General features: G+C 55.4%; 16 protein-coding genes and 1 pseudogene. 9 read left to right on the forward strand and 8 right to left on the reverse strand.

Features of this window, described 5'->3' with window-relative positions; all coding sequences use genetic code 11:
- The first annotated feature begins 9 nt into the window (after positions 1–9).
- Genes CEE69_RS25260 through CEE69_RS25270 form a run of 3 tightly spaced genes read left to right on the forward strand, consistent with a single transcriptional unit; the run spans position 10 to position 2,418 of the window.
- Positions 10–1,125, forward strand: coding sequence for a glucose 1-dehydrogenase (locus CEE69_RS25260; protein WP_099263377.1), 1,116 nt, complete (start codon positions 10–12; stop codon positions 1,123–1,125).
- Complete coding sequence (locus CEE69_RS25265; RefSeq protein ID WP_099263378.1) at positions 1,109–2,188, forward strand: D-2-hydroxyacid dehydrogenase; 1,080 nt, start codon at positions 1,109–1,111, stop codon at positions 2,186–2,188. The genes CEE69_RS25260 and CEE69_RS25265 overlap by 17 nt, the downstream gene beginning before the upstream one ends.
- The gene (locus CEE69_RS25270) at positions 2,185–2,418 is read left to right on the forward strand and encodes a hypothetical protein (RefSeq protein WP_099263379.1); all 234 of its coding nucleotides are present in this window, start codon (positions 2,185–2,187) and stop codon (positions 2,416–2,418) included. Before CEE69_RS25265 ends, CEE69_RS25270 begins: the two co-directional genes overlap by 4 nt.
- A gap of 58 nt (positions 2,419–2,476) precedes the next feature.
- Here the strand turns inward: CEE69_RS25270 and pdxH are convergent, their stop codons facing one another.
- Positions 2,477–3,148, reverse strand: coding sequence for a pyridoxamine 5'-phosphate oxidase (gene pdxH, locus CEE69_RS25275; protein ID WP_099263380.1), 672 nt, complete (start codon positions 3,146–3,148; stop codon positions 2,477–2,479).
- A gap of 150 nt (positions 3,149–3,298) precedes the next feature.
- Here pdxH and CEE69_RS25280 point away from each other — a divergent pair, with 150 nt between their 5' ends.
- Both CEE69_RS25280 and CEE69_RS25285 read left to right on the forward strand, forming a co-directional pair.
- Entirely contained in the window at positions 3,299–4,024 is a 726-nt protein-coding gene (locus CEE69_RS25280) for a YqgE/AlgH family protein (RefSeq protein WP_099263381.1), read from the forward strand.
- Between the two features lie 4 nt (positions 4,025–4,028).
- Positions 4,029–4,412 carry a cold shock domain-containing protein gene (locus CEE69_RS25285; protein ID WP_008654737.1) on the forward strand — a complete coding sequence of 128 codons (384 nt, stop codon included), beginning with the start codon at positions 4,029–4,031 and terminating at the stop codon, positions 4,410–4,412.
- Here the strand turns inward: CEE69_RS25285 and CEE69_RS25290 are convergent, their stop codons facing one another.
- Positions 4,413–6,926: a DUF1592 domain-containing protein gene (locus CEE69_RS25290; protein WP_099263382.1), complete on the reverse strand. Its 2,514-nt coding sequence runs from the start codon at positions 6,924–6,926 to the stop codon at positions 4,413–4,415.
- On the reverse strand, positions 6,926–8,260 hold the full coding sequence (locus tag CEE69_RS25295; RefSeq protein WP_099263383.1) for a DUF1552 domain-containing protein: 1,335 nt from the start codon (positions 8,258–8,260) through the stop codon (positions 6,926–6,928). The genes CEE69_RS25290 and CEE69_RS25295 overlap by 1 nt, the downstream gene beginning before the upstream one ends.
- Positions 8,261–8,697: 437 nt before the next feature.
- Between CEE69_RS25295 and CEE69_RS25305 the strand changes: the two genes are divergently transcribed.
- The 3 genes from CEE69_RS25305 (at position 8,698) to CEE69_RS25315 (ending at position 11,467) form a co-directional block, all read left to right on the forward strand.
- Positions 8,698–9,054: a hypothetical protein gene (locus tag CEE69_RS25305; RefSeq protein ID WP_099263385.1), complete on the forward strand. Its 357-nt coding sequence runs from the start codon at positions 8,698–8,700 to the stop codon at positions 9,052–9,054.
- Between the two features lie 29 nt (positions 9,055–9,083).
- Entirely contained in the window at positions 9,084–10,235 is a 1,152-nt protein-coding gene (locus CEE69_RS25310; RefSeq protein WP_099263386.1) for an ankyrin repeat domain-containing protein, read from the forward strand.
- Positions 10,236–10,366: 131 nt separating this feature from the next.
- Positions 10,367–11,467 (forward strand): hypothetical protein, encoded by a 1,101-nt coding sequence (locus tag CEE69_RS25315; RefSeq protein WP_099263387.1) that lies wholly within the window; start codon positions 10,367–10,369, stop codon positions 11,465–11,467.
- Between the two features lie 702 nt (positions 11,468–12,169).
- On the opposite strand, the pseudogene CEE69_RS33830 reads toward CEE69_RS25315, so the two are convergent.
- Positions 12,170–12,368, reverse strand: a pseudogene (locus CEE69_RS33830) (IS91 family transposase); the annotation flags it as partial.
- A gap of 150 nt (positions 12,369–12,518) precedes the next feature.
- Here CEE69_RS33830 and CEE69_RS25325 point away from each other — a divergent pair.
- Positions 12,519–12,896, forward strand: coding sequence for a hypothetical protein (locus tag CEE69_RS25325; protein WP_099263388.1), 378 nt, complete (start codon positions 12,519–12,521; stop codon positions 12,894–12,896).
- A 758-nt stretch (positions 12,897–13,654) separates the two neighbouring features.
- Here the strand turns inward: CEE69_RS25325 and CEE69_RS25335 are convergent.
- From CEE69_RS25335 to CEE69_RS25350, 4 genes are all read right to left on the reverse strand, one after another.
- A complete protein-coding gene (locus tag CEE69_RS25335; protein WP_099263389.1) occupies positions 13,655–14,575 on the reverse strand; it encodes a transglutaminase family protein in 921 nt (306 codons plus the stop codon).
- A gap of 5 nt (positions 14,576–14,580) precedes the next feature.
- On the reverse strand, positions 14,581–17,253 hold the full coding sequence (locus tag CEE69_RS25340; RefSeq protein ID WP_099263390.1) for a circularly permuted type 2 ATP-grasp protein: 2,673 nt from the start codon (positions 17,251–17,253) through the stop codon (positions 14,581–14,583).
- Positions 17,254–17,399: 146 nt separating this feature from the next.
- The gene (locus CEE69_RS25345) at positions 17,400–20,747 is read right to left on the reverse strand and encodes a transglutaminase family protein (protein ID WP_099263391.1); all 3,348 of its coding nucleotides are present in this window, start codon (positions 20,745–20,747) and stop codon (positions 17,400–17,402) included.
- Positions 20,744–21,694 carry an alpha-E domain-containing protein gene (locus tag CEE69_RS25350; protein WP_261341362.1) on the reverse strand — a complete coding sequence of 317 codons (951 nt, stop codon included), beginning with the start codon at positions 21,692–21,694 and terminating at the stop codon, positions 20,744–20,746. Before CEE69_RS25350 ends, CEE69_RS25345 begins: the two co-directional genes overlap by 4 nt.
- Positions 21,695–21,756: the final 62 nt, after the last annotated feature.

Consider the following 21,756-nt stretch of genomic DNA (forward strand, 5'->3'; position numbering starts at 1 on the left):
CCCAGATGAGTGGATTTTTTGATGAAAGCCGTCGCGGTCAAGCCGGGAACTCCCAACAGTGTTCACATGCAAGAGATCGCTCGTCCGTCGGTTGACCAAGTCGCCGACGGCCTGGGTGTGCTGGTCAAAGTCTTGAAGGTTGGCGTCGACGCGACCGACCGCGAAATCAATGACGCGTTGTATGGCAACGCTCCCGACGGAGACGATTACCTGGTCATCGGCCACGAATGCTTTGGCATCGTCGAAGCCGTCGGCGAGAACGTCAAACGAGTCAAACCCGGCGACTACGTGACCGCCACCGTCCGCCGTCCTGGTAACTCGATCTATGACTTGATCGGCACCAACGACATGACCAGCGAAGAAACCTACTACGAACGCGGCATCAACCTGCGTCATGGTTTCTTGACCGAGTACTTCGTCGACGAAGAAGAATACATCGTTCGCGTGCCACAAGGTTTGCAACACCTGCACGTGTTGCAAGAACCAATGAGCTGCGCGGCCAAAGCGGTTCACCAAGCCTACGAAGCACAACGCCGGATGAAGGTTTGGAACCCCAAGGTCGCTTACGTCCTCGGTGCCGGACAAATCGGTTTGTTGACCACGTTGGTGTTGAAGCTTCGCGGACTGGAGGTCTTTACCCTCGCCCGCGGCGAAGCTCCCAACCTGAAAGCTGAAATCGTCGAGGGAATGGAATCGACCTACGTCAGCACCTCGCAAACTTCGATGACGGAATTGGTCGCCAAGACCGGTCGCCCTGATTTGATCGTTGACGCAACCGGATTTAGCCCGCTGGCGTTCGAAGCGATGGAACACATCGGTCACAACGGCGTCGTGGTTTGGACCGGCATCACCGGTGGCGAACGCAAAACCGAAGTCCCTTCGGACAAGATCAACATCGAATGGGTGCTCGGCAACAAGCTCTTGCTCGGCAGCGTCAACGCCAACCGCGGCCACTTCGAGATGGGAATCCGCGACCTCGCACTCGGTGACATGATGTTCCCCGGTGTGCTGGAAAAGATCCTGACCAACCCGGTTGATGGCCTCGACAACTACAAAGAGATGATGCGTTTGTTGGTCGAAGACAAAGATGCCCTGAAGGTGTTCGTCAATGTCGCAACCGCGTGAACGATTGCCGCTCAGTGAGATCGACTCGGTTCGCCGAGTCGTCTTGTGCTACCCCGCCCTGCCGCGACACATCGAACAACTCGAAACAACGCTCGCGGAATTGAAGGCGGACCCGAACTGCCAACTCAACCACGATGTCGAAGTCGTGGATGCCGGTCAGGAACGCATCGACGAATTGCTCCCCACGGCAGACATTTTCATCGGGCACGCGAAGGTTCCCGTCGACTGGGATCGCGTCTTGGCGGCCGGACGTTTGGGTTGGATCCAATCCAGCGCCGCTGGCCTGGATCACTGCCTCGTTCCCGGCGTGATCGCGAATCCGGACATCATGGTCAGCAGTGCCTCGGGGCTGTTTGCACCTCAAGTCGCCGAGCAAACATTCGCGTTATTGTTCGGCGTTTTACGTCGCATTGGGCTGTTTGAACGAGCCCGTCCCAAACGTGAATTCGTTCGTCTTCCCACCGACGATCTCCGCGGAAAGACCGTCGGCATTGTCGGACTGGGCGGCAACGGGCGAGCCATCGCGGCGAAGCTGGCTCCATGGGATGTTCGTCTCATCGCGACGGATTTTTACCCGGAAGACTGCCCGCCTGAAGTCGAAACGCTTTGGCCAGCCGTTCGCGTCAACGATCTGTTCGCGACCAGCGATATTGTGATCCTGACATTGCCCTTGAACGCGTCAACTCGCAAGTGGATCGGCCCCGAACAGATTGCCGCGATGAAACCGGGCGGCTACTTGATCAACGTCGCTCGCGGTCAGGTGCTCGACGAAGAAGCCTTGGTCGATGCTTTGCAAAGCGGTCACTTGGCGGGCGCCGGCGTCGATGTGACGTACACCGAACCGTTGCCCGAAGACAGCCCGCTGTGGGACGATCCCAATGTGTTGATCACACCACACGTCGGCGCACAATCCGCTCGCCGAGTCGATGACTCAAACGATTTGGCGTGCGTCAATCTTCGACGTTACTTCCACGGTGAAACGATCATCAACCGAGTCGACAAGACACTCGGATTCCCTCACCCAAACGATTCGCACGCAGCCTGGGTTCAATCGAGATCATGAGCAGTTGGCGAGAGACTCTTCCTGGCGATGCGATCCTGTTCCAAGGCGACCACGCGGAGGGTCCCTTGCTGATGCCGCCGACGCATCAGGAATCGTTTGTTGAAGAATTCAATCGCACCTATCAATCCATCAATCTGTCGATCACGGTTCGACAACCTGACCCGAACGACGACTCAACCGATGCGAAGTCAACCTTGCAAATCCAGCAGGCTCAATCGAGCCAGCAATGATCAGACGGGAGCAGCCATTCGACTTCCCAGTAGCCGGGTTCGCCAGAATTCGGTTGTGTCACGGCGAGAGTCGCTGCATCATCCAATCGTTTGAGTCGGCGTTATCGCGTTTGTAAACCAAACGATCATGCAATCGGCTCGGTCGTCCTTGCCAAAACTCAAAGCTCATCGGCGTCACCGCATAGCCGCCCCAGTTCTCAGGCAATGGGATCTGGGTGCCTTCGGGATAGCGAGCTTTCAATTGTTCCAGCGATGACTCCATCGCTTCGCGGGAGTCGATGACCGAAGACTGCTGACTGACGTGAGCTCCCAGTTGGCTGTCACGAGGTCGCGAATGAAAGTACGTTTCCGACATCTCTCGCGAGACCTTGTCCACCGTTCCTTGAATGCGGACTTGGCGTTGACAGTGCGGCCAAAACAAGCACAGCGAAACCCGCGGGTTGGCTCGCATCTGCGATCCTTTGGTCGAATCGTAGTTCGTATAGAAGAGGAACTTTTTTTCTTCAACTCCCTTCAAAAGAACGATGCGGCTGGTGATATCGCCGCTGGGACCGCTCGTCGACAACGTCATCGCATTGGGCTCGAACCAGCTGGGAACGTCCTCCAAGGCTTCTTCGAACCAGGACTGGAACTGAACCAAAGGGTCAGATTTCGCGTCGTTTTCATGGAGCCCTCCCAAGGAGTAGTTCTTTCGCATTTGGCCCATCGCGGGTGGAATGAAATCGCTCATAGCTGTTTGAGACCGGAAATCAGGGGCTTTTAGAGAACTCGGGAGGCCGCGAAATCGCGTTTGGCGCGCCGCTTGCCTATCTACTCAGCAGTCTTCACGGGTGACTGTCTTTTTGGCAACCACCCTCGTCTCCGTCCATTTGGAAATCACATGCAAAACGTTCAAGCGGGTAATTTGCTGGTCAGCTCGACATTGGTCGATGGCACGGTGCTGAACCAAGCGGTTTGCCTGATGGTCCATGAAGACTCCGAACACGCCATTGGATTGATGCTCAACCGCCCCATGCAAGCCATGGCGGGTGCGATCACCATCCAAGGGAATCCGCAAGAAACGCCGAAAATCCCTCGCTGGAACGCGGAAGAGATAGACGAGACAGCGGAGATCGACGGAAGCCTCGATCAGCAGGCGAACGCGTCAGATCAGCCGGTCGAGGGCGTTCCTGCAGTCGTGATCTCGGGTGACCAAAAAGATCAATTGGCACAACAGCTCATCGCAGGAAAATTGGCCAACGGCTCGTCACTGCACTTTGGTGGACCACTGTCGGGACCCATCGTCGCGGTTCACTCCAGTCGCGAACTGGCGGAAGCCGAATCGGGCGAAGGCATTTTCGTTGCCGCTCAACGCGAGAACTTAGAAGCGTTGATGAAGTCGGATGAACATCCCTACCGGTTGATCGTCGGCCATCTGGGTTGGACTGCTGAACAACTCGAAACCGAAATCGAAGAGGGAATTTGGCACCGAATCCCGGCCACATCGGATATTCTGAATGCAGACGACGCGACCATGTGGCCCCGCATGATCCGTCGTGCGACGGCAAATTCAGTCGCTCGTTGGCTGGATACGACTGACGTTCCTGGATCGGCCGAGTTAAACTGACCGTATGAACCGACCTCGAACAGACCATTCCGACGATACAGAAAAGCCGTTTCGCATCCAGAAACGACGCTTGGGCCGCATCAAAGTCATCAAGCCCGAAGGCGAATACGGCTTCATCGACTCGGACGATTTCCGCGAAGACGTCTTCTTCCACTTCAAAGCATGGGAAGCCTACAACGGCGAGACCTTCGACATCGATTCCTATGTCGAATTCGAATTGGATGATGACCAATTCGATGAAAAGAAACGTCTGCGTGCAAAAGTGTTCCGTCCCACCGACCGTCCCGATGGCAAAAAGCTATCGGCCCGCGACGCGACCTTTGATCTGGTTTACCACCATCCCAAAGCCCGACGTCGACGCCCAAGTTGGCGCGACAACCAGTCCTGATCAGCGGCGAAAAAGTTCGCTGGTGACGATGGATTCAATCAGCCGAGCGGTCGGGTAGTCCTCGGCCTTCAGCGGCATCAGGATCGCATCAACCGCTGGACGGTCGGTCGGTTCCATTCGTCGACCAAGTGCATGCGTTAGCAACCGTTCGGTGACGGTCCGAGCGATGAAATCCTTCCGTTCGACCAGTTGCTGCTTCAATTCCTCGGGACCATCAAACTTGGCACCACCGGGAAGTTCGCCGGACGTAAAGATCGGTCGCCCCGATTTGATGTTGTAGACCTTCCGCGACTGACCAATCGCGTCGAAGCCTTCCATCGCGAAACCAAGCGGATCGATCTTTCGGTGACACTGAAAGCAAGTCGCATCCTCACGATGTTTCAACAACTGATCGCGGATCGTTTTCGCACCTCGCGTATCAGGCTCGATCGCCGGCACGTCATCTGGTGGCGGCGGCGTGGGTGTGCCGAGAACATTTTCCAGCAACCAAACCCCGCGAGTCACGGGCGACGTTTCGATGCCATTGGCAGAGACCGTCAAAATGCTGGCCTGGCCCAACAATCCACCGCGACCAAGCTTCCTTTGAACAGGCGACTGTGCGAAATCGAAGCGTCGGAATTCAGAGGCATTGTCCGGCGGAAAGTGTTCATCGACTCCGTAAAGCTTGGCCAAGTCACGATTGAGGAAGGAATGCGAAGCGGTCAACAATTCGTTCAGCGAAGCATCTCGATCGATCAGGTCTCGAAAGAACATTCGAGTTTCCGTTTTCATATCGACTTGCAAATCGCCGGAATAGAAAGCGGCAAACTCCCTTGGATCCGGCGGCATCGATCCGAGCGAACGAAGATCCAACCAGTTGTCGAGAAAGTCGGCCACAAACTCATCGGACTCCTCTGAGGCGAGCAATCGTCGGGTTTGTTGCCGCAGAGTTTCGGGATCGTTGAGCTTTCCCTCATCAGCCAATTGACGCAGTGTGTCATCGGGCATGCTCGACGTCAGGAAGTACGACAAACGCTCTGCCAATGCATGGTCTGAAAGCTGTCCGTCTTCCGTCGTTGATGTTTGGAAATACAAGAACGAAGGGCTGCAAAGAATCGCTTTGGCGGTGTCGCCATAGGCCTGATGCGACGAGCGTCCAAATGCTTTTCGTGAATCGAAAAACGCAACCAATCCTTCAACCTCAGTTTCAGTAACCGGACGCCGGTAGGCTCTCGATGCAAATCGTTCGATCCGATCCCGCACTTCCGAATCGGTCCAATGTTCTTCGCCGGTCACGTTGCCGCCGAATAAAGCCTGCTGACTCTCAGTAGGCCATTTCACATCAAGCGGCCCGCGAACCTTCACTTCATCAATTCGCAAGTGGGGAAGTGTCCCCTCACTGATGATGGCAATGCGTTGTTCAAAGATGCCCCGCGTGTCGCGAATTTCTTGAGGAAGCAAATTGAAATGCATCCGGTAGATACGGGCGAACGATCCGCGGACATCATGCATTCCGTTTTCAAATGTGAATCGCGGAACGAACCCTTGATCCAGCGGGACCTCAAATCGGATCCACTCAAACTCATCGTCCGAAACGACTGACTCAGCCAGCAAGGGCTGGATTGGTTGCCGGTGCGGCATGTCACCGATCCGCGAATCACCGGGTCGGATTCCTAATCGAAACGGTTCTTCCAAGTCGATTTTGACCGCTCGTTCGCTGTACTTTGTATCTCGATGCATCGCTTTCGCATGCACCCAGACCTCATAAACACCATCGACCGGAACGCCTCCAGCAAACGCTTCGATGTGACCGTATCCGCCCTCGGTTTTGTCGTTGAATGGATGATCGTACAGACACAGATATCGATTGAGAAACGCGCGAGCGTGGGCCGTCCGTAGTTCCGCTTGTTGCGGGAACTTGCGATGGAATCTCCATTCCTGAGTGCTGGGTCGCTCGTTTGGGCCAACCGCTTTGGTGACACACTGTTCGGCCGCATCGAGGTAGCGTTCCAAAAGATGGCCGGACATCACCAATGTGTCACCAACATTGTCAAAGTGTTCCGACAAATTGTCCGCCGGAAACTCGTGCGTCGGATCGAACATGGTCATGTCGATCTTCAACAGATCAGAAACCGTTTCTCGATATTCGCGACGGGAGAGTCGTCGCAACACGGTGCGACCGTTGGTGCTGCTTGATTCCTGACGCATTCGAGTCAATTGCTGAGTCAACGCGTCGATCGCGGCCAAGCGTTCTTGCTCGGACGGTTGGTCGCCGTCTTCTGGCGGCATCGATCGAAGCGTCAACTGATCGATCGCTTCCTGCAACGCTAGCTGCGTGTCCCAGTGCGAATCGCCCAAATTGAGTGACTCGAAGTCTCGCTCACCTGCCGGATCGTCAGCAGTATGACAATCGATGCAATAGTTCTCGAGAAACCCAACCGGGTCGATTGGCTGAGCTTCCTCTGCCAGCCCGGCAACACACGGTTGCAACAAAACGCAGACGACCAATAGCCGAAACACATGCGACGACAGCATCACGCCCAACCTCTTAACGTTCCGGTGCTGGTCGCGAAAGCATCGGTTTCGACTCCGAAGTCTTGCAGCATGGAGACGAACAAATTTGTCAAAGGCGGACGGTCTCTTGCTCTCTCATAAAACGCCAGCAATCGCCCGTTCTTGCCACCACCGCCGGCGACGACTAGTGGCAAATTGGAATTGGTGTGAGAATTCGCATTGCCCATTCCGCTTCCAAACAACACCGAAGTCTGATCGAGCAACGGCCCGTACTCATCATGGGTGCTCGCCAGTTTATTGACGAAGCGAGTGAACTGTTCGACTTGGTAACGTTCGATCGCGACCAGTTTATTGATGTTCTCTTGGCGTTGCCCGTGATGCGACAAAGCGTGGTAGCCACCTTTGATCCCCAAATCATTTGGATTGAAGTCACCACCAATTTCGAGCGTCGCGATTCGTGTCGAGTCAGTCTGCAACGCCAGCACAATCAAGTCGTACAGCAACGGCAAGTCTTCGACGAGATTGCGATTCTTCGGAGAATCAAACGGAGCTTCGGGCTTCGGCACGTCGATCCAATTTCTACGTAGAGCCAACCGTTCCTCCACGTCACGAACCGAAGTCAGGTACTCGTCCAACTTGTGGCGGTCCTGTTGGTTCAGTCGTTTTTTGAGGTCGTTCGCGTTCCAATGCACCAAATCCAAAATCGAGTTCTTCAGTCCGATGCGTTCCGCAGCGGCTTGTTTCTTTTTTGGATCGGTCCCCACAAACAATGTTTCAAACAATTGCTGTGGTCCAGGAATCGGTGGCACCCGCGTTCCACTTCGCGTCCAAGAAAGCTGACACCCGCCATGGATTCCAGATTCACTTCCGATCGTCAGCGTCGGAAACCTGGTTTGCCCAGAGACCGACTGGGCCGCGAACTGGTCAAGCGTGATATTGGCCATTGGCATCGTATGCGCGTCGACTTGACGAACACCGGACAAGAACGCATGAATCGCGAAGTGGCCGCCTTTGAGTCCATGATCGAGCCCGGAGATGACGGTCAGTTGCTCTTCAATCTCAGCGAGCGATTGGCTGGATTCGCCGAACCGCATCTGATGATGTTCGACCAAACCTTGGCTGACTTGTGTGGTAGACGCTGAATCAGGTTCGGCTGACTGCTTGGGCCAAAACGCATCCGGATAAAACCCCAACATGTTGCCGATGCAGACCATACGACGTTTCGCTTTGGTCCTCTCCGGTTTGCGTTTGGCTTCTTCCGCAGACGCATCATGGACTGACAAGGATGCAAACGCCGGCAAGCCCACCGAAACACCCGCGGCACGCAAAACATTTCGTCGAGTAAACGAACTCATCGCTCTTTCCAAGGGAGACACATCTCAAAACCGATCGCCCAGTCTACCAGCGATGACGCAAGGCAATGAAAAAACGTGTGGCTCGTATCAATGCTGCCCACCACCGAGTCCGCCCCGTCAACCGGGAAGCCAGCCTCTCCCAGCGAGTTGGCGCCAGGCAAACAAATGCGGCTGGTTTTCCCCAAGCGGATTCGCTTGCATCGCCATTGCGATTCCGACAAACTGAACACAACCCAACGGGGGGAGACGCCGCTGAGAACAAGTTCCCGTTCGGTGAGAACAAGTCTCCGTGGAGCCCAAACACTCGACTTGTTCTCACCAACAAACCGGCAAAAACACCCCCAAAATCCATATTCCAGTCGGTCCGACGACTGAGAAACAAGTTATCCGAATGAGACCCATTTGCTTCACTGCCTTCAACGGTTTTTCAAGCTGACATGTCTCGCAGTTCCATATTTAAGGCTTCGCTGTGTGCACTGGCTATTTCGATTTCAGTCCTTGCATGGGTTTGGGCGATTGACCAGCGTGACCAGCCGGATTTCTCGCAGCAATTGCAAAATTCTTATTCGCGGATGATCTCTTACCAAGAACTAATGCTTGAGTGCGATCCATCAAGCCAAGACTACTCCCGTTTCCAACGAGAGGTATCGGTCGCGGCAAATGAGAAGATGCGGCTTAAAGCCAACTTGTTGTTGCGTACCCTGATCCGCCTTGTTTGTGCTACCGTGATTGTCCTCGCTGGGATTGTCGCAGTTCGATTCCGTCCGTCACCTGGTCGGATAACTAAGCTGTGAACCGGAGAACGTCTTGCAGGGTTTTACAAATGGAAAGTCCACTGTCCGTTCCCGGTTACGGCAAGCGTTCCCCGATTGAACCTAATGTGGTCATGCGAAAAGTCGAATCGACAATGATTTCACGCCTCGAAAAGGGCGTGTCTGCCGAGGAATTGGGCGAGATACTGGATCACGCTTCGTCCAATGGTTTTGCGCCAGTGCTTGAATGCGCAATCAGTTCTGGATTGCTGACTGAATCGGATGAGATCAATTACAAGTTACTCCGCAACGCCAGTAAGTTCGGTCATGACCATCCCAAAACTGTTCGACTGCTCTTGGATTTGGGTGTCGACCCAAACGATGGGATTGTGATGGAATACAGCGGTGTCCAGTCACTCGCTGTGCTCGCGGAATATGGCGGTAACATCGAGGGCAACCGACACAACTCACTGCATGTCTCGATTAAAGAGAGACGCAAAGACGACAAGGCACTTGCGTTGATTGACCTTGGCGTTGATGTCAACTTTGCCGACCCCGCTGGCCGCACACCGCTAATGTATGCGTCGGCCTTCGGTCGAAAAGCGACCTTTGACGCATTGATCGCGGCTGGTGCCGATCCGCTGCGCGTCGATCATACCGGTCGCAGCGCATTGCGTTACGCCTTAGAGTCGCTCTGCCGAAACATCCCGTCCTTCGATGGCCGTCGGGCCCATCTTCTTCAGAATCAGGCAGGTGCAAAGAGCATTGCGCGTACGCTGCGCGACTATCTTCCCGCGCAACCTGAGGACTATGTCATCGTCGATGCGGTCCTCAATGACCGAAAAGCCCTGAAGCAGAAACTGGAGTCGGGGCTTGATCCAAACACATTGTTCCGGGGCGCTATCGGCGATCTCGATGTGATGTGGGATCTAGTGCTGCGTGATGCGCCTTCGTCCGACCGGAAGGCCAGGATGCAACAACTCGTTGATGACGCGAACGATTTTCGTCGCCAAGTGAAAAACGCGGAGACTCTCTCGAAGGAATTCGGCCAGTCGACGATCTTGATGTGGGCGGTCCTCGCTGAATCAATTTCGGTCATTAAACTACTGCTGGATTACAATGCGGACCCGGATCTCGAAACTGAGAATGGCTTGTCTGCATGCAAGCTCGTAGCGAAACTCCCACTCAAAGAACAGATCAGGGATCTCATCCACGGCTCCTAATTCACAACGGCGGCTAACGATGCGATGATGACGAAGCGGCGGTGGTCGCCGGTCTGAAGTGGTTAGTTAACTGCCGCCGCCCGCATATCGCTACCGTTCGCCGACCGTAGTACGCTCAAAGCTTCACCTCGATGGATGACTCTACCCGCGACCAAGTGCTTGCCGTAGCAGAAGACCTCTTCGACCGTGACTCGCTCTATAAACTTGCGGCTTCGGTTGTTGAGGCACGGAAACGCAAAAGCCTTCGCTTTTGGCAAGACGAAATGCTGTCGGAACTGAGCAAACACGCTGGGGTCGATGTCACGTCGAAATTGAAGTTTATTGCAGTGTTCAAAGGTACGGCGGATAAATACTACACGCCACCGTCACCCGAAGAGCAAGCAGAACTCGACGAAGCCAAAGGCCAACTGCGAGATCAAGTCAGCGAGATCGGTAAAACGATTCGCAAAATTGCACGTCGCGGGGAATACATCACTCCGCCTGGAGTACCTCAGGAACCGTTGAATAATGCCGCTCGTGAGATTGGATTTCACGTCACATTCTCGCTCCAAGAACTTGTGGAGTCACTCCTTCAACACGCTGAAGAAGACGGCCACAACAAACGCAATCAGCACATCTGCTGTGAATTGATACGTGCGAGGCATTTGGGTGCGAATGCCCCGCTTCCAAAGCTTATCAAGCTTGCTAGCGATTCGGTTGATTCCGCAATCGAATATTTCGACGCTGGAAAGACAAGTCTTGACGGCTGGTATCGGCCGCTAAGCGAAGGCATTTTCCTCTGCGGTTACTTGGACATGAACGAAAGAATGGAACGGCTTTGCCAATGGGCCACACCGCGCAAGAAGTCGGGCTACGAAGGTCCACTCGACAGCGAGATTCAAGAACTGACACTGGTTACGGCCGGTCTTTTTCAGGGTGATTTCAAGCCTGGTTTCGGTCGCAAACTCTCACGGTGTTCCGACAGTCGAAAAGCTCGAGTTCGACTTTTGGCAAACATCGTGCAGGCGATCGTCGACGAAGATCAAGACGCCTTCCATGTATCAACACAAAAAGCTGTGCAGAACTACCGCAAACGCAAGGCTCCTGATCCAAACCTAGCCCTTCTTTCCGAATGTCTTCCGGTCCACATTAACACCGCGTACTATGCCGGACTATGTCGCGGGATGTCGCGATGCGATTTCCCCGACAACATCGCTGCGTACTTGTACCGGCCGATGAGTACCGAGACGTGATGAATGCGGCGAACCATCGCAATCGGGATAAGGGCCCGGTTGCCCGGGACCCCTCCCAACCCAGGGACGGTCAAAGGGGACGACGGTCAAAGGGGACGGAGGTCGTTTAACCATATTTGTGCACCGGAGCAATTCGGTAGTCCCCACGACGGCCCCGTCCGGGGCGACCTGCTGGGTTCCGCATCGGTCTCGGGGCTTCCGCCCCGAGCTACGGACGATTGCCCCATCCGGGGCGAAAGTGGAGAAGCCCGATGAAGCCGGGGACGGTCAAAGGACGGCGGGCGTTTAACCATACTCGTGCACCGGAGCAATTCGGTAGTCCCCACGACGGCCCCGTCCGGGGCGACCTGCTGGGTTCTGTCATCGGTCTCGGGGCTTCCGCCCCGAGCTACGGACGATCGCCCCATCCGGGGCGAAAGGGAAACCCGATGAAGCCGGCTCCCTTTTCAGAAAGCCTCCAAAACGCACGAGGTGATCTCCGTCGTATAGGGAGGCTTCACCATTCCTCCGCGAAGATTCAATCGGACCGGCCTCGTCAGACGCGAAAAAGGGACGGAGGTAGTTCTACCATTGGTCTGCACCGGAGCTCTGCAGTAGCATTCTTGCTACCGGATCGTCGGATGGTACCTGCCAGCGTTTTTCCGTTCTCCCTCCCGAGGACGTTGCGATTTGGATCGTCATTTCACCCTCCTGATTCATGCGCTACCCAATGTCGTAGTACATCGGTCCGTGTTCAGGGCGGATGCCCTGTGAGGACAGCGAGATGTAGCTGACCTCGATCACTCTCATGGAGTTGGCACCTCATCGGAGCGGTCAGCGGCTCAGTTTGCGGTGTATGGCCGCTACCCAACCGGAAGGTCCGACCCACAGAGAGCCACACCAGCCACTTCACCTCTTCGACTTCACCGCGCTATCGCCGCTCATCGCCTCGAGTAACGACATTGCGTCGGTGTATGGATGGGTGACACGAAATTCCCCCATTTGGTGGCATTGGCCGAAAACACGACCTATCGTTTTAGGATCAGAACAAACTTGACCTGAAGCGAGCAGAATGATGAAACAATTGATTGGATTTGTTGGCGCCGTCACCATCTTGGCATGCCTGGCGATTTGGATGCCTGAGTACATGGAGGCTCGAGAAAGCCGGGGCGGTCATCGGGTCAATGTTTTGTCAAATCAAAGCGGTGGAACATCGGACCCTGAGTTCATTGCATTCTGGGAATCGATTCATCGGGATCGGCTGCTCGAGTACGTTGATCGATACAATGAGACCGGACAGGTTGATCTGGACTCGCTCTCGAAGTGCGCCGATTTTGATGCCTATTCAGTCTACTTGCGAATCTCGAAATTGGAGTCCGTCAAGAAGTTTGAGTATGCACTGCGTTTCACAGACAGCCTGTTGGAATTTCAAGACCGTTTGACGCGTTGACTTGTGGCGTGTGTTGGGGGTCAAGTTGCCGGGAGCGATAAAGGGGGACGGAGTTCTTTTAACCAAATCGCTGCACCGGAGAGCTTCGGACGCATTCTTGCTGGTGGATCGTCGAATGGTGCCAAGCACCATCGTTCGGCTCGATAAGGCCCGAAGGGCCGATACATCCATTGCCGGGGTCGTCAGGCCCCGGAACGATGAACCGCCCAAACAGTCCCCACGACGGCCCCGTCCGGGGCGGCCTGCTGGGTTCCGCATCGGTCTCGGGGCTTCCGCCCCGAGCTACGGACGATTGCCCCATCCGGGGCGAAAGTGGAGAAGCCCGATGAAGCCGGCTCGTTTTCCAAAAAGCCTCCAATACGGAGGTCGTGCAGTTTTGAAGTGCCGTGCTCGCAAGGTTGAAATCAGCCTCCTGAACGCAATTGGGGAGGATCGGAATGCGAGCGTTCAGCGAGAATTCCGGGGAGGGTAATGTGCGCCTTTTCCCATGCTCGGCCCTCACCCTCGCGTACGCCTGAACGGCGTCGCTCGACCGCTCACCAAACTTCGTTTCAGGAGAGGTACGCCGTGTGGGAATCTGCCGAAAAGCGGCATCAAAAAACCGCACGATCTCTACTCACGGCAGATTTGCGTGTCGATCAATTGATCGTTCCCACAGCAGCGACGTTCTTACAATGGACAAGATCCTTGTGGACGTTGCTGGGTGCCAATAGCGAATGGGCAAAGAGGCGTTGAGGCGAGAGGCGTCCAAAGGTGCCTCAGGCAGGTGGCCCCACCTCTGTTGGCAGTTCGACCGGTGCGACGTCCACCTTGACGGCAAGGGTCGTGTCGCCGCCGCCTAGTACGATGCCGCGCATGGGGCTGATGTCGTCATAATCTCGACCCACACAAACCGGAATATGGTCGACGCCGATTTGACACGCATTGGTCGGATCAAAATCGATCCAGCCCAACGTTTCTCCCGCGTAGACACTGATCCACGCGTGCGATTCGTCGTTGCCAATCAATCGCGGTTTTCCCGGGGGAGGCAAGGTTCGCAAGTAACCGCTGACATAACGGGCCGGCAATCCTAGGCTTCGCAAACATGCAATTTGGACATGCGAAAAATCTTGGCAAACACCCGCTTTCAATTCGAACGCGGCTTGTGTGGTGGTCGCGACATCGGTGGCCGTCGAATCGTATTGAAAGTCCTCGTTGATGTGCTTGGTCAAATGAAGCACTGCATCCAAGAGCGAGGAGGACTCGTCCATGATCGACCTGGCATACTCGGCGAAGTGGTCGCCCAAAGGAATGCGAGGTGAAGCGAAGATATATTCCTTCGCGAAAAGATCCGACTCATTTTGGCCCGTTCGAATCGCGTTGACCAATTCAGCCACCGTTGGAATGCCGGGCGAATCGAATGGGTTGATCGCGTTGACTTGCACCTGACTGGTGACATTGACGACCAAAGCCTCATGCGGCGATTCGATTGCAAACGAATCGACAATGTTGCCAAAGTAGTCCGGGTGCATGTCGATTTTCGCAGGCACCGGATCAATCGAAACCGAACACTGGTTGCAAACCACCGACGGCGGACGAGTTTGCGGACGCATGCGAAGTTGATTCAAGCAGACCGCAACGGGTTCGCTGTATCTGTACTTCGTTTCGTGAACGATGTTGTAAGTAACCGACCGAGGCATAAAATTCACCCTTGAGTCGCTTCGGGAGGCATCAATGACTCATCCAACGTTTGTTCGCGGTCACCAGTCAGAGTTTGTTCCGGCGCGGTGTGGATGAGGTATCGCCCCGCGATGGCATTGGCGAGCTGAGGGATTCTGGCCTGGACCAATTCGAGTAAGCGTTGCAGTTCGGCACGATTCCCCGACTCGCTGACTTCTGTCAATGTCGCCACGTCGGCAATCAACAACGGGTGCTGAAGTTCTCGCGCCAAACGCTCGTCTGCACCCAATGCGACCCGTCCGGGTTCGGTTGGCAAATCGTTGAGCAACTGTTGGATGTCGTTGAGTTGAAAACGCAGTGATCGTGGGTTGGTTTCATCCGTGACCATCAAATCAATCGTCGGTGCGGGACGAACCAACGACAAATATCGCGAACGATACGTCATCAAACTGTCGGTCGCATCGAGGATGCTTTCGCACAAGCCGACTTCGTCCGCGATCGGTCGGACCATCGTGGCAAGCAACAATTCCGCGGTCTGATCGGCTCGTTCCAAACGACGTCCCAACAAGACAAAACGCCATCCATGGGTTCGCGTGAGGCTTTCCGCAGTCAATCCACTGAACGCCATCAGGTGAGTGATCAGACGATTGAGTCGCTCCATCGCTCGAGAAACGTTGATCGTCGATGGTCGCCGCGAACCAGAAATATCCGCGTGCACACTCTGGAAAATTCGATAGGCATCGAGCGAGATCCGATCGCGAACCGCGGTCGCGTTGTGCAGCGCACTGGCGACCGATATTTGCAATGCGCGTGGATTGGAGGTGTCGAACACACTGGCGGGCAACATGCTGTCCACTTGCGGCATCGCGCCGTCGAGACCTTCAATCGCGTAGTCCGGTTCCAATTGGCCGACAGCCGCCAAAGCAGCAATCAACCTCGACATTTCGGGCGGATCAGTGAGGTCGTCTTCACCGACCAAACGAGCCAACGTCGTCCGCAGCAATCGTGCAATGGATTCACAACGCTCGACATAACGTCCCAACCAAAACAGATGCTCCGCCACGCGACTCGGCAATTCGGCGCCGCTACGTCGCAACACAATCGTGCTCTCGTCATTCGATAGCAACGTCGTGTCATGGTCGACGGGTTTGTCGCTCACGATCCAACAATCTTGCGTCAGCTGACCCTGCGTGGGCGAGTTGCTCAGCAGATCCTCTTTGGGACTGACACGAGCCAAGGCACCCGGCAACACTTCGATACTGGTTTTGGTCTGCAACACGAACGTTCGCAGTGAGACGTGCCACGGTTCGAATCGCTCGCCGTGCCACACGGGCGTGACGCTGTGAGCCAAACGATGCTGTCCGACAAATCGGTTGGGCTGCGCCTTGATTCGACGAACCAACGCCTCCTTCTCTTCGGCTGTGCAGCGGACCGGCATCACCGGACGAGTGTCGTTGACCGCGAATGCGTCTCGCAAAACCAATTCGTCGAGATGTTCCAGCACATAGCGACGTTCTTTCTCGGCCCCACACCAATACGTCGCGACGCTGGGGAGTTGCAGCGTTTCACCGAGCAACAACTTTGCGGCAGCGGGCAAGAATGGAATCAAAGCGGGCATCTCGGCGATCGCGGTGCCGATGGAATTGACCACCGCCAATTGGCCGCCGCGTTTGCATCGCAACAAACCTGTCACGCCTTCGGTCGAATGACCATCCAATTCCAGTGGATCACACTTCCGATCAGAAACGTGTCGCCAAAGAACTTCGATGGGCAGCAATCCACCCAACGTTTTCAAATGCAACCGCTCGCCACGCACGGCCAAATCACGGCCTTGCACGAGTGTGTATCCCAGATACCTCGCCAAATAAGCGTCTTCAAAATCGCGGTAACTGCCGTGTCCGGGCGTCAGCAAAGCAACCCGTGGATTCTCGTTTTGGCGAGGTGCCAGTGAACGGAAGTGCCGCCGCATCGTCCCGAAAAAAGATGCCAATCGACGCACGTTCGCTGCACGACTGAGATGCGGGAAAACGCGGCCGTGAACGATGCGGTTCTCTAGCAAATAGCCCAATCCGCTCGGCGCCCGGGTGCGATCACCGGTGACCCACCAAGCGCCATCGCTGGCACGTGCGACATCGAAGCCAACCAAGTGCAACCGATGTCCGGCCGAGACGGACAAGTTGTGATAGACGCGAAGGAACCGGGGATTGTCCCACAACAATTCCGGCGGCAACACGCGCTCGCGAATGAGTCGTTGAGGCCCAAGCAGGTCAGCCAAGATGGCTTCGAGGACGCGAGTTCGTTGTGCCAACCCGGTCGCCAACCGATTCCAGTCGTCGTCCGCGATTGCCATTGGAACGGTTGCCAATTGCCACGGACGAGTCTGCGTGCCTTCGCCCGTATCAATCTGAAAAGTCGAACCGTTTTCGCGAATCAATTGCTCGATTTGCGATTCGCGATCGTTCAGTCCCGATGCGCCGAGTGCCGAGACTTCATCGGCAATGCTTTTCCAACACGGACGCAACGGCCCATCGGGCAGCCGACATTCGTCGTATCGTTCCGCCATCGTGGCGTAGTTTGCCAGTGACAGAGCCGGGGGCGGTGCCGGCGATGATTCACTGGATTGGGCAGCTGCGGTGGGAATCGGCACGTTCACCTGTGGTTCGATCTGAGTTGGCAACAGCGACGACCCAAGGATCATCCATCTGGGTCAACACACTTCGTCGCGGTTAAGCGTTGACGCTCAATTGTAACGAAGCTCGTGGATTAACGAATAACCTGATCAGCGGCTGGTATTCACCATTTCCAAGGAAACTCGCGGCCTCAACAACGGTTTTCAGAGTTTCTTTATCCGCGTCGTAGATCCATCGTCACAGGGAACGGCTCAAATCCAGTTCGCGGTGGCAATCCAGGCAACACAATTTCGCCACCCGTCAGCGTCAATTCACGGAAACGCGATGCGCGACGCGATTCGGCTTCCTTCGGATTGACCGGGAAACGCTCGTGACTGAGTCCGCCCGGGTGGACGGTGTGGTAAGTGCACCCGCCAATGGAACGATGAGCCGCTCGGTTCACCAGATCAAATCGCAGCGGGGTGTGGATGCCGATTGTCGGATGCAAACATCGAGGTGGCTGCCACGCTCGATAGCGAATGCCAGCGACGTATTGCCCAGCGACGCCGGTCGCATGAAGCGGAACTTCGCGGCCCGCAACCATCAACGCGTGACGATCGGGTTCCAAACCTTCGACCAAGACCTGCAATCGTTCGAGCGATGAATCAACAAACCGAGTCGTGCCGCTCGCGCCGGGTTCTTCGCCCATTACGTACCAAGGCTCGATCGCACTTCGAAGTTCCACACGCATTCCATCGAGAACCATTTCCCCAATCAACGGGAACCGGAATTCGTGATGCACCGCGAACCAATCCGCTGACATCGGGGATCCCTTGGCGTTGAGTTCCCCGACCAGTTGCGTGAGGTCCTGCCAAGCAAAGTGAGGCAGCAAGAATTGATCGTGAAGCCGTGTGCCCCAGTGTTGGATCGGGCGGTCGTAGGGTTTTTGCCAGAACGCGGCGACACACGATCGAATCAATAACAACTGAGCCAAACTCATTTGTTCGTGCGGCGGCATTTCAAAACCACGCAATTCGACCAAGCCCAAACGACCGGTGGAACTGTCCGGCGAATACAACTTGTCGACGCAGATTTCGGCGCGGTGCGTGTTGCCGGTCAAATCAACCATCAAGTCACGGAACAAACGGTCGACCAACCACGGCGGTACATCCGTTTCTGACGGCGGCAACTGACTCAGCGCGATATCCATCTCGTAAGCCGCGTCCTGCCTTGCCTCGTCCATCCGAGGCGCTTGGCTGGTCGGGCCGATGAAACGACTGCTGAACATGTACGACAGCGACGGGTGATTGTTCCAGAACCGAATGAAGCTGGCTAACAAATCTGGCCGTCGCAAGAACGGGCTTTCGTTGGTTGATCGCCCGCCCATCACGATGTGGTTCCCGCCACCAGTCCCAGTGTGGTAGCCGTCCAGATCGAACTTCTCGGTTCCCAACCGTGATTTGCGGGCTTCGTGATATAGCGATTCAGTCAATTCAACCAACTCATCCCATGACGCCGTTGGTTGCGTGTTGACTTCGATCACACCTGGGTCAGGAGTGACCTTGAACAACTCAATTCGATCGTCCGATGGAGGCAAGTACCCCTCGATGATGACCGGCAGTTCAGTCGCCGCACAAGTCTGCTCGATCGCTGTGACCAGATCCAAGTAGTCTTCGATCCGCTGCGTTGGCGGCATGAAGACATACAACCGGCCATAGCGACATTCGACGCAAAGTGCCGTTTGCACGACATCTTCACTGGTTGGCAAATTGTCGTCGTCTTCTTCATCCAAAACCTGAGGATGAATCCGTGTGCGTGCCTCTTCTCGAGAATCTCCTCGTTGCTGGGTGCGAGGATCCTGTTCATTGCCGCGCGGCATGTCCGTCGATGGCAGCGGTCCATGCGGAGCGGTCGGGTCCATCGGTGCGGTGTAGAACGGAACTTCCGAAGCGGAAGCAACCGGCAAACGGTCCAACGGCAATCGCAAACCAATCGGCGAATCACCAGGAATCAAATACACCCGTTCGCTTCGAACCGGCCATCGCCCACTGATCCAACCCGGACGAGCCTGCCACCACGCCCGACGAACGGGAAGCACGAATCCAACCGGTGACCCCAATCCCGCGTTGAACGTCCGCATCATCATCGCGCGTTCGTTGGGGTCTTCTAACTTCGGGTCCGTTGGCTCGACGTCAATCGGAAGACGGTTCTCTCGCCACAGGTAGTGAAAGACGTCTTCGTGAACTGGAAACGTCATTCGAGCGCTGACATTCAGCTCACGGGCCAAAGATTTCACGAAACGTTCGGCATCGCGATGAGTGTGACCGTAGTCTTTGCCTTCGTCAGCGATCCACTGATCATCGTGCCAAATCGATTGTCCATCGCGACGCCACAAACAGGTCAGCGCCCACCGAGGCAGTGACTCACCGGGATACCATTTGCCTTGTCCGTAGTGCAGCAAACTGCCGGGAGCCCAGCGTTCGCGCAGTCGCGTGAGCAGCACATTGCTGAGCACACGTTTCTCTTCGCCAACCGCATCTGTGTTCCACTGCGGGTCATCCATGTTGTCGATTGAAACAAACGTGGGTTCGCCACCCATCGTCAACCGCACATCAGCGGCTTCCAGTTGCTCATCGATCTCTCGACCGGCCTGCAGAATGTCTTGCCAAGTGGATTCGGCGTACGGCTTCGTCACCCGTGGATCTTCATGGACCCGCGTGACTGTCATCTCGTGCTCAAATTCGACTTCACACGGTTCGTGTCCACCAATGATCGGTGCCGCGTCGGTGAACGTCGGCGTGCAGGCCAGTGGAATGTGACCTTCGCCGGCCATCAAACCGCTGGTCGGGTCCAGTCCGACCCATCCGGCACCCGGAAGGTAAACCTCGGTCCAAGCGTGCAAATCGCAGAAGTCTTCGGTCGGTCCATTTGGCCCATCCAAGGATTCTTGATCGGCAGTCAACTGAATCAAATAGCCCGAGACAAACCGTGCGGCCATCCCCATGTGACGAAAAGCGTTGACCAGCAACCATGCCGAGTCACGACACGAACCGCTGCACAGCGTCAGCGTTTCTTCCGGTGTTTGAACACCCGGTTCCATGCGAATTTTGTAGTCGACCTTCGACTGAGCGGCTCGATTGACATCGACCAAGAAATCGATGATTCGCTCCGACTTCTTGGGAAGCGTCTCAATCCACTGCTCGAACTTCGGCGTCATCTCCACCGGCGCCAAATAGCTGGCCAGTTGCCGTTTGACTTGATCGTCGTATTCGAACGGCCATTCCTGAGCCGAATCATCGACGAAGAACTCAAACGGATTGATCACGGTCATGTCCGCGACCAAGTCCACGCAAACCGTGAAGTGATCCGTCGGTTTTTCAAACACCAATCGCGCAACCGGGTTGGCAAACGGATCTTGTTGCCAGTTGCAGAAATGGTCCTCTGGCGAGATCGCTAGGTTGTACGACACGATGGGCGTTCGACCGTGATAGGCCGGACGCAATCGGACTTGTTGAGAACCGACCATGATCGGTCGTTCGTACTTGTAAGACGTTTTATGATGCAGCGCGACGCGGATCGTCATGTATTCACCGAGATTTGAAAATAGTCTTGTCCAAGAGCCTCACCGATTCGGTTGATCTCGGTTTGCACCGAATCAACGAATTGGTGCATGCCGCCCGCCAGGGCTTCTTCGACTTGTGTGTGAGCCAAACGATGCTGCAGTTCGTCGAGTATGGGACCCGCCGTCCGCGCCATATCACTGGAAGAGGCTTCTTCGATTTCACCAAGCGACCAGTTTGCTGATGCGATGCAGTGGTGAATCGATCTTGGAAAACTACGATTGAAGAGGAAGAAGTCAACGACCTTTTCAATTTCAATTTGATGGTGATCACGTCGATAGGCTTCGATCCCGCTGATTGCGAGAAGCAGCGCCGACCATTGCAAATCATCCACCGCCGTGCCAACGTCGGCCAAGTTCGGTAATAAGTTGAAGTACTTCACATCCAGGATGCGAGACGTCTTGTCGGCCCGCTCCAGCATGCGACCCAGGTTCGCGAAATGCCAGCCGCTGTCTTGGGCCATGGTGCTGGCAAAGACACCACTCCATAACAACGTTTGTTTGCGTACCGCGTCAAAGAACTGGCTGGTCGGATCCATCGCCGCAGCCGGCGAGGCGTCACCGACAAAGTGATAGAACTCATTCAATTGTTCAAACGCTTCGGATGACAACGTCTCGCGAACGCCCCGGGCATTTTCGCGAGCCGCACGCAAGCATGAAACCATGCTGTTGGGATACTCATCGTCAAAAGCGAGAAACTGAACAACATTGCGACTGTCCGGTTTGCCGTACTTCTCTTCAAACCATTCTTCGTCGGCAGTGACCTGCACCAACGGACTCCATGGATCAACCAAGTTTTCAGGTTGATCCAGGATCAAGTTCAGAGTGACCTCCAGGAAACGTGCAATGTTCTCGGCACGTTCCACTTGGCGACTCATCCAATAAACGGATTCAGCAACGCGTGAAAGCATATCAGTGGTGTCAGCGAAGAAAAGAAAAGCGGCGGTGGGATTGCAAAGAGAGTGACGGCGAA

Origin of the sequence: Rhodopirellula bahusiensis, from assembly GCF_002727185.1 — a bacterium.
Classification (GTDB): Bacteria; Planctomycetota; Planctomycetia; order Pirellulales; family Pirellulaceae; genus Rhodopirellula; species Rhodopirellula bahusiensis.

What these genes read in the sequence shown, in the direction of transcription:
- CEE69_RS25335 (WP_099263389.1), bottom strand. Translation starts at nt 14,575, where the DNA reads ATGCCTCGGTCGGTTACTTACAACATCGTTCACGAAACGAAGTACAGA.
- CEE69_RS25290 (WP_099263382.1), bottom strand. Translation starts at nt 6,926, where the DNA reads ATGCTGTCGTCGCATGTGTTTCGGCTATTGGTCGTCTGCGTTTTGTTG.
- CEE69_RS25305 (WP_099263385.1), top strand. Translation starts at nt 8,698, where the DNA reads ATGTCTCGCAGTTCCATATTTAAGGCTTCGCTGTGTGCACTGGCTATT.
- CEE69_RS25280 (WP_099263381.1), top strand. Translation starts at nt 3,299, where the DNA reads ATGCAAAACGTTCAAGCGGGTAATTTGCTGGTCAGCTCGACATTGGTC.
- CEE69_RS25325 (WP_099263388.1), top strand. Translation starts at nt 12,519, where the DNA reads ATGATGAAACAATTGATTGGATTTGTTGGCGCCGTCACCATCTTGGCA.
- pdxH (WP_099263380.1), bottom strand. Translation starts at nt 3,148, where the DNA reads ATGAGCGATTTCATTCCACCCGCGATGGGCCAAATGCGAAAGAACTAC.
- CEE69_RS25310 (WP_099263386.1), top strand. Translation starts at nt 9,084, where the DNA reads ATGGAAAGTCCACTGTCCGTTCCCGGTTACGGCAAGCGTTCCCCGATT.
- CEE69_RS25340 (WP_099263390.1), bottom strand. Translation starts at nt 17,253, where the DNA reads ATGATCCTTGGGTCGTCGCTGTTGCCAACTCAGATCGAACCACAGGTG.
- CEE69_RS25315 (WP_099263387.1), top strand. Translation starts at nt 10,367, where the DNA reads ATGGATGACTCTACCCGCGACCAAGTGCTTGCCGTAGCAGAAGACCTC.
- CEE69_RS25265 (WP_099263378.1), top strand. Translation starts at nt 1,109, where the DNA reads ATGTCGCAACCGCGTGAACGATTGCCGCTCAGTGAGATCGACTCGGTT.
- CEE69_RS25345 (WP_099263391.1), bottom strand. Translation starts at nt 20,747, where the DNA reads ATGACGATCCGCGTCGCGCTGCATCATAAAACGTCTTACAAGTACGAA.
- CEE69_RS25285 (WP_008654737.1), top strand. Translation starts at nt 4,029, where the DNA reads ATGAACCGACCTCGAACAGACCATTCCGACGATACAGAAAAGCCGTTT.
- CEE69_RS25295 (WP_099263383.1), bottom strand. Translation starts at nt 8,260, where the DNA reads ATGAGTTCGTTTACTCGACGAAATGTTTTGCGTGCCGCGGGTGTTTCG.
- CEE69_RS25350 (WP_261341362.1), bottom strand. Translation starts at nt 21,694, where the DNA reads ATGCTTTCACGCGTTGCTGAATCCGTTTATTGGATGAGTCGCCAAGTG.
- CEE69_RS25270 (WP_099263379.1), top strand. Translation starts at nt 2,185, where the DNA reads ATGAGCAGTTGGCGAGAGACTCTTCCTGGCGATGCGATCCTGTTCCAA.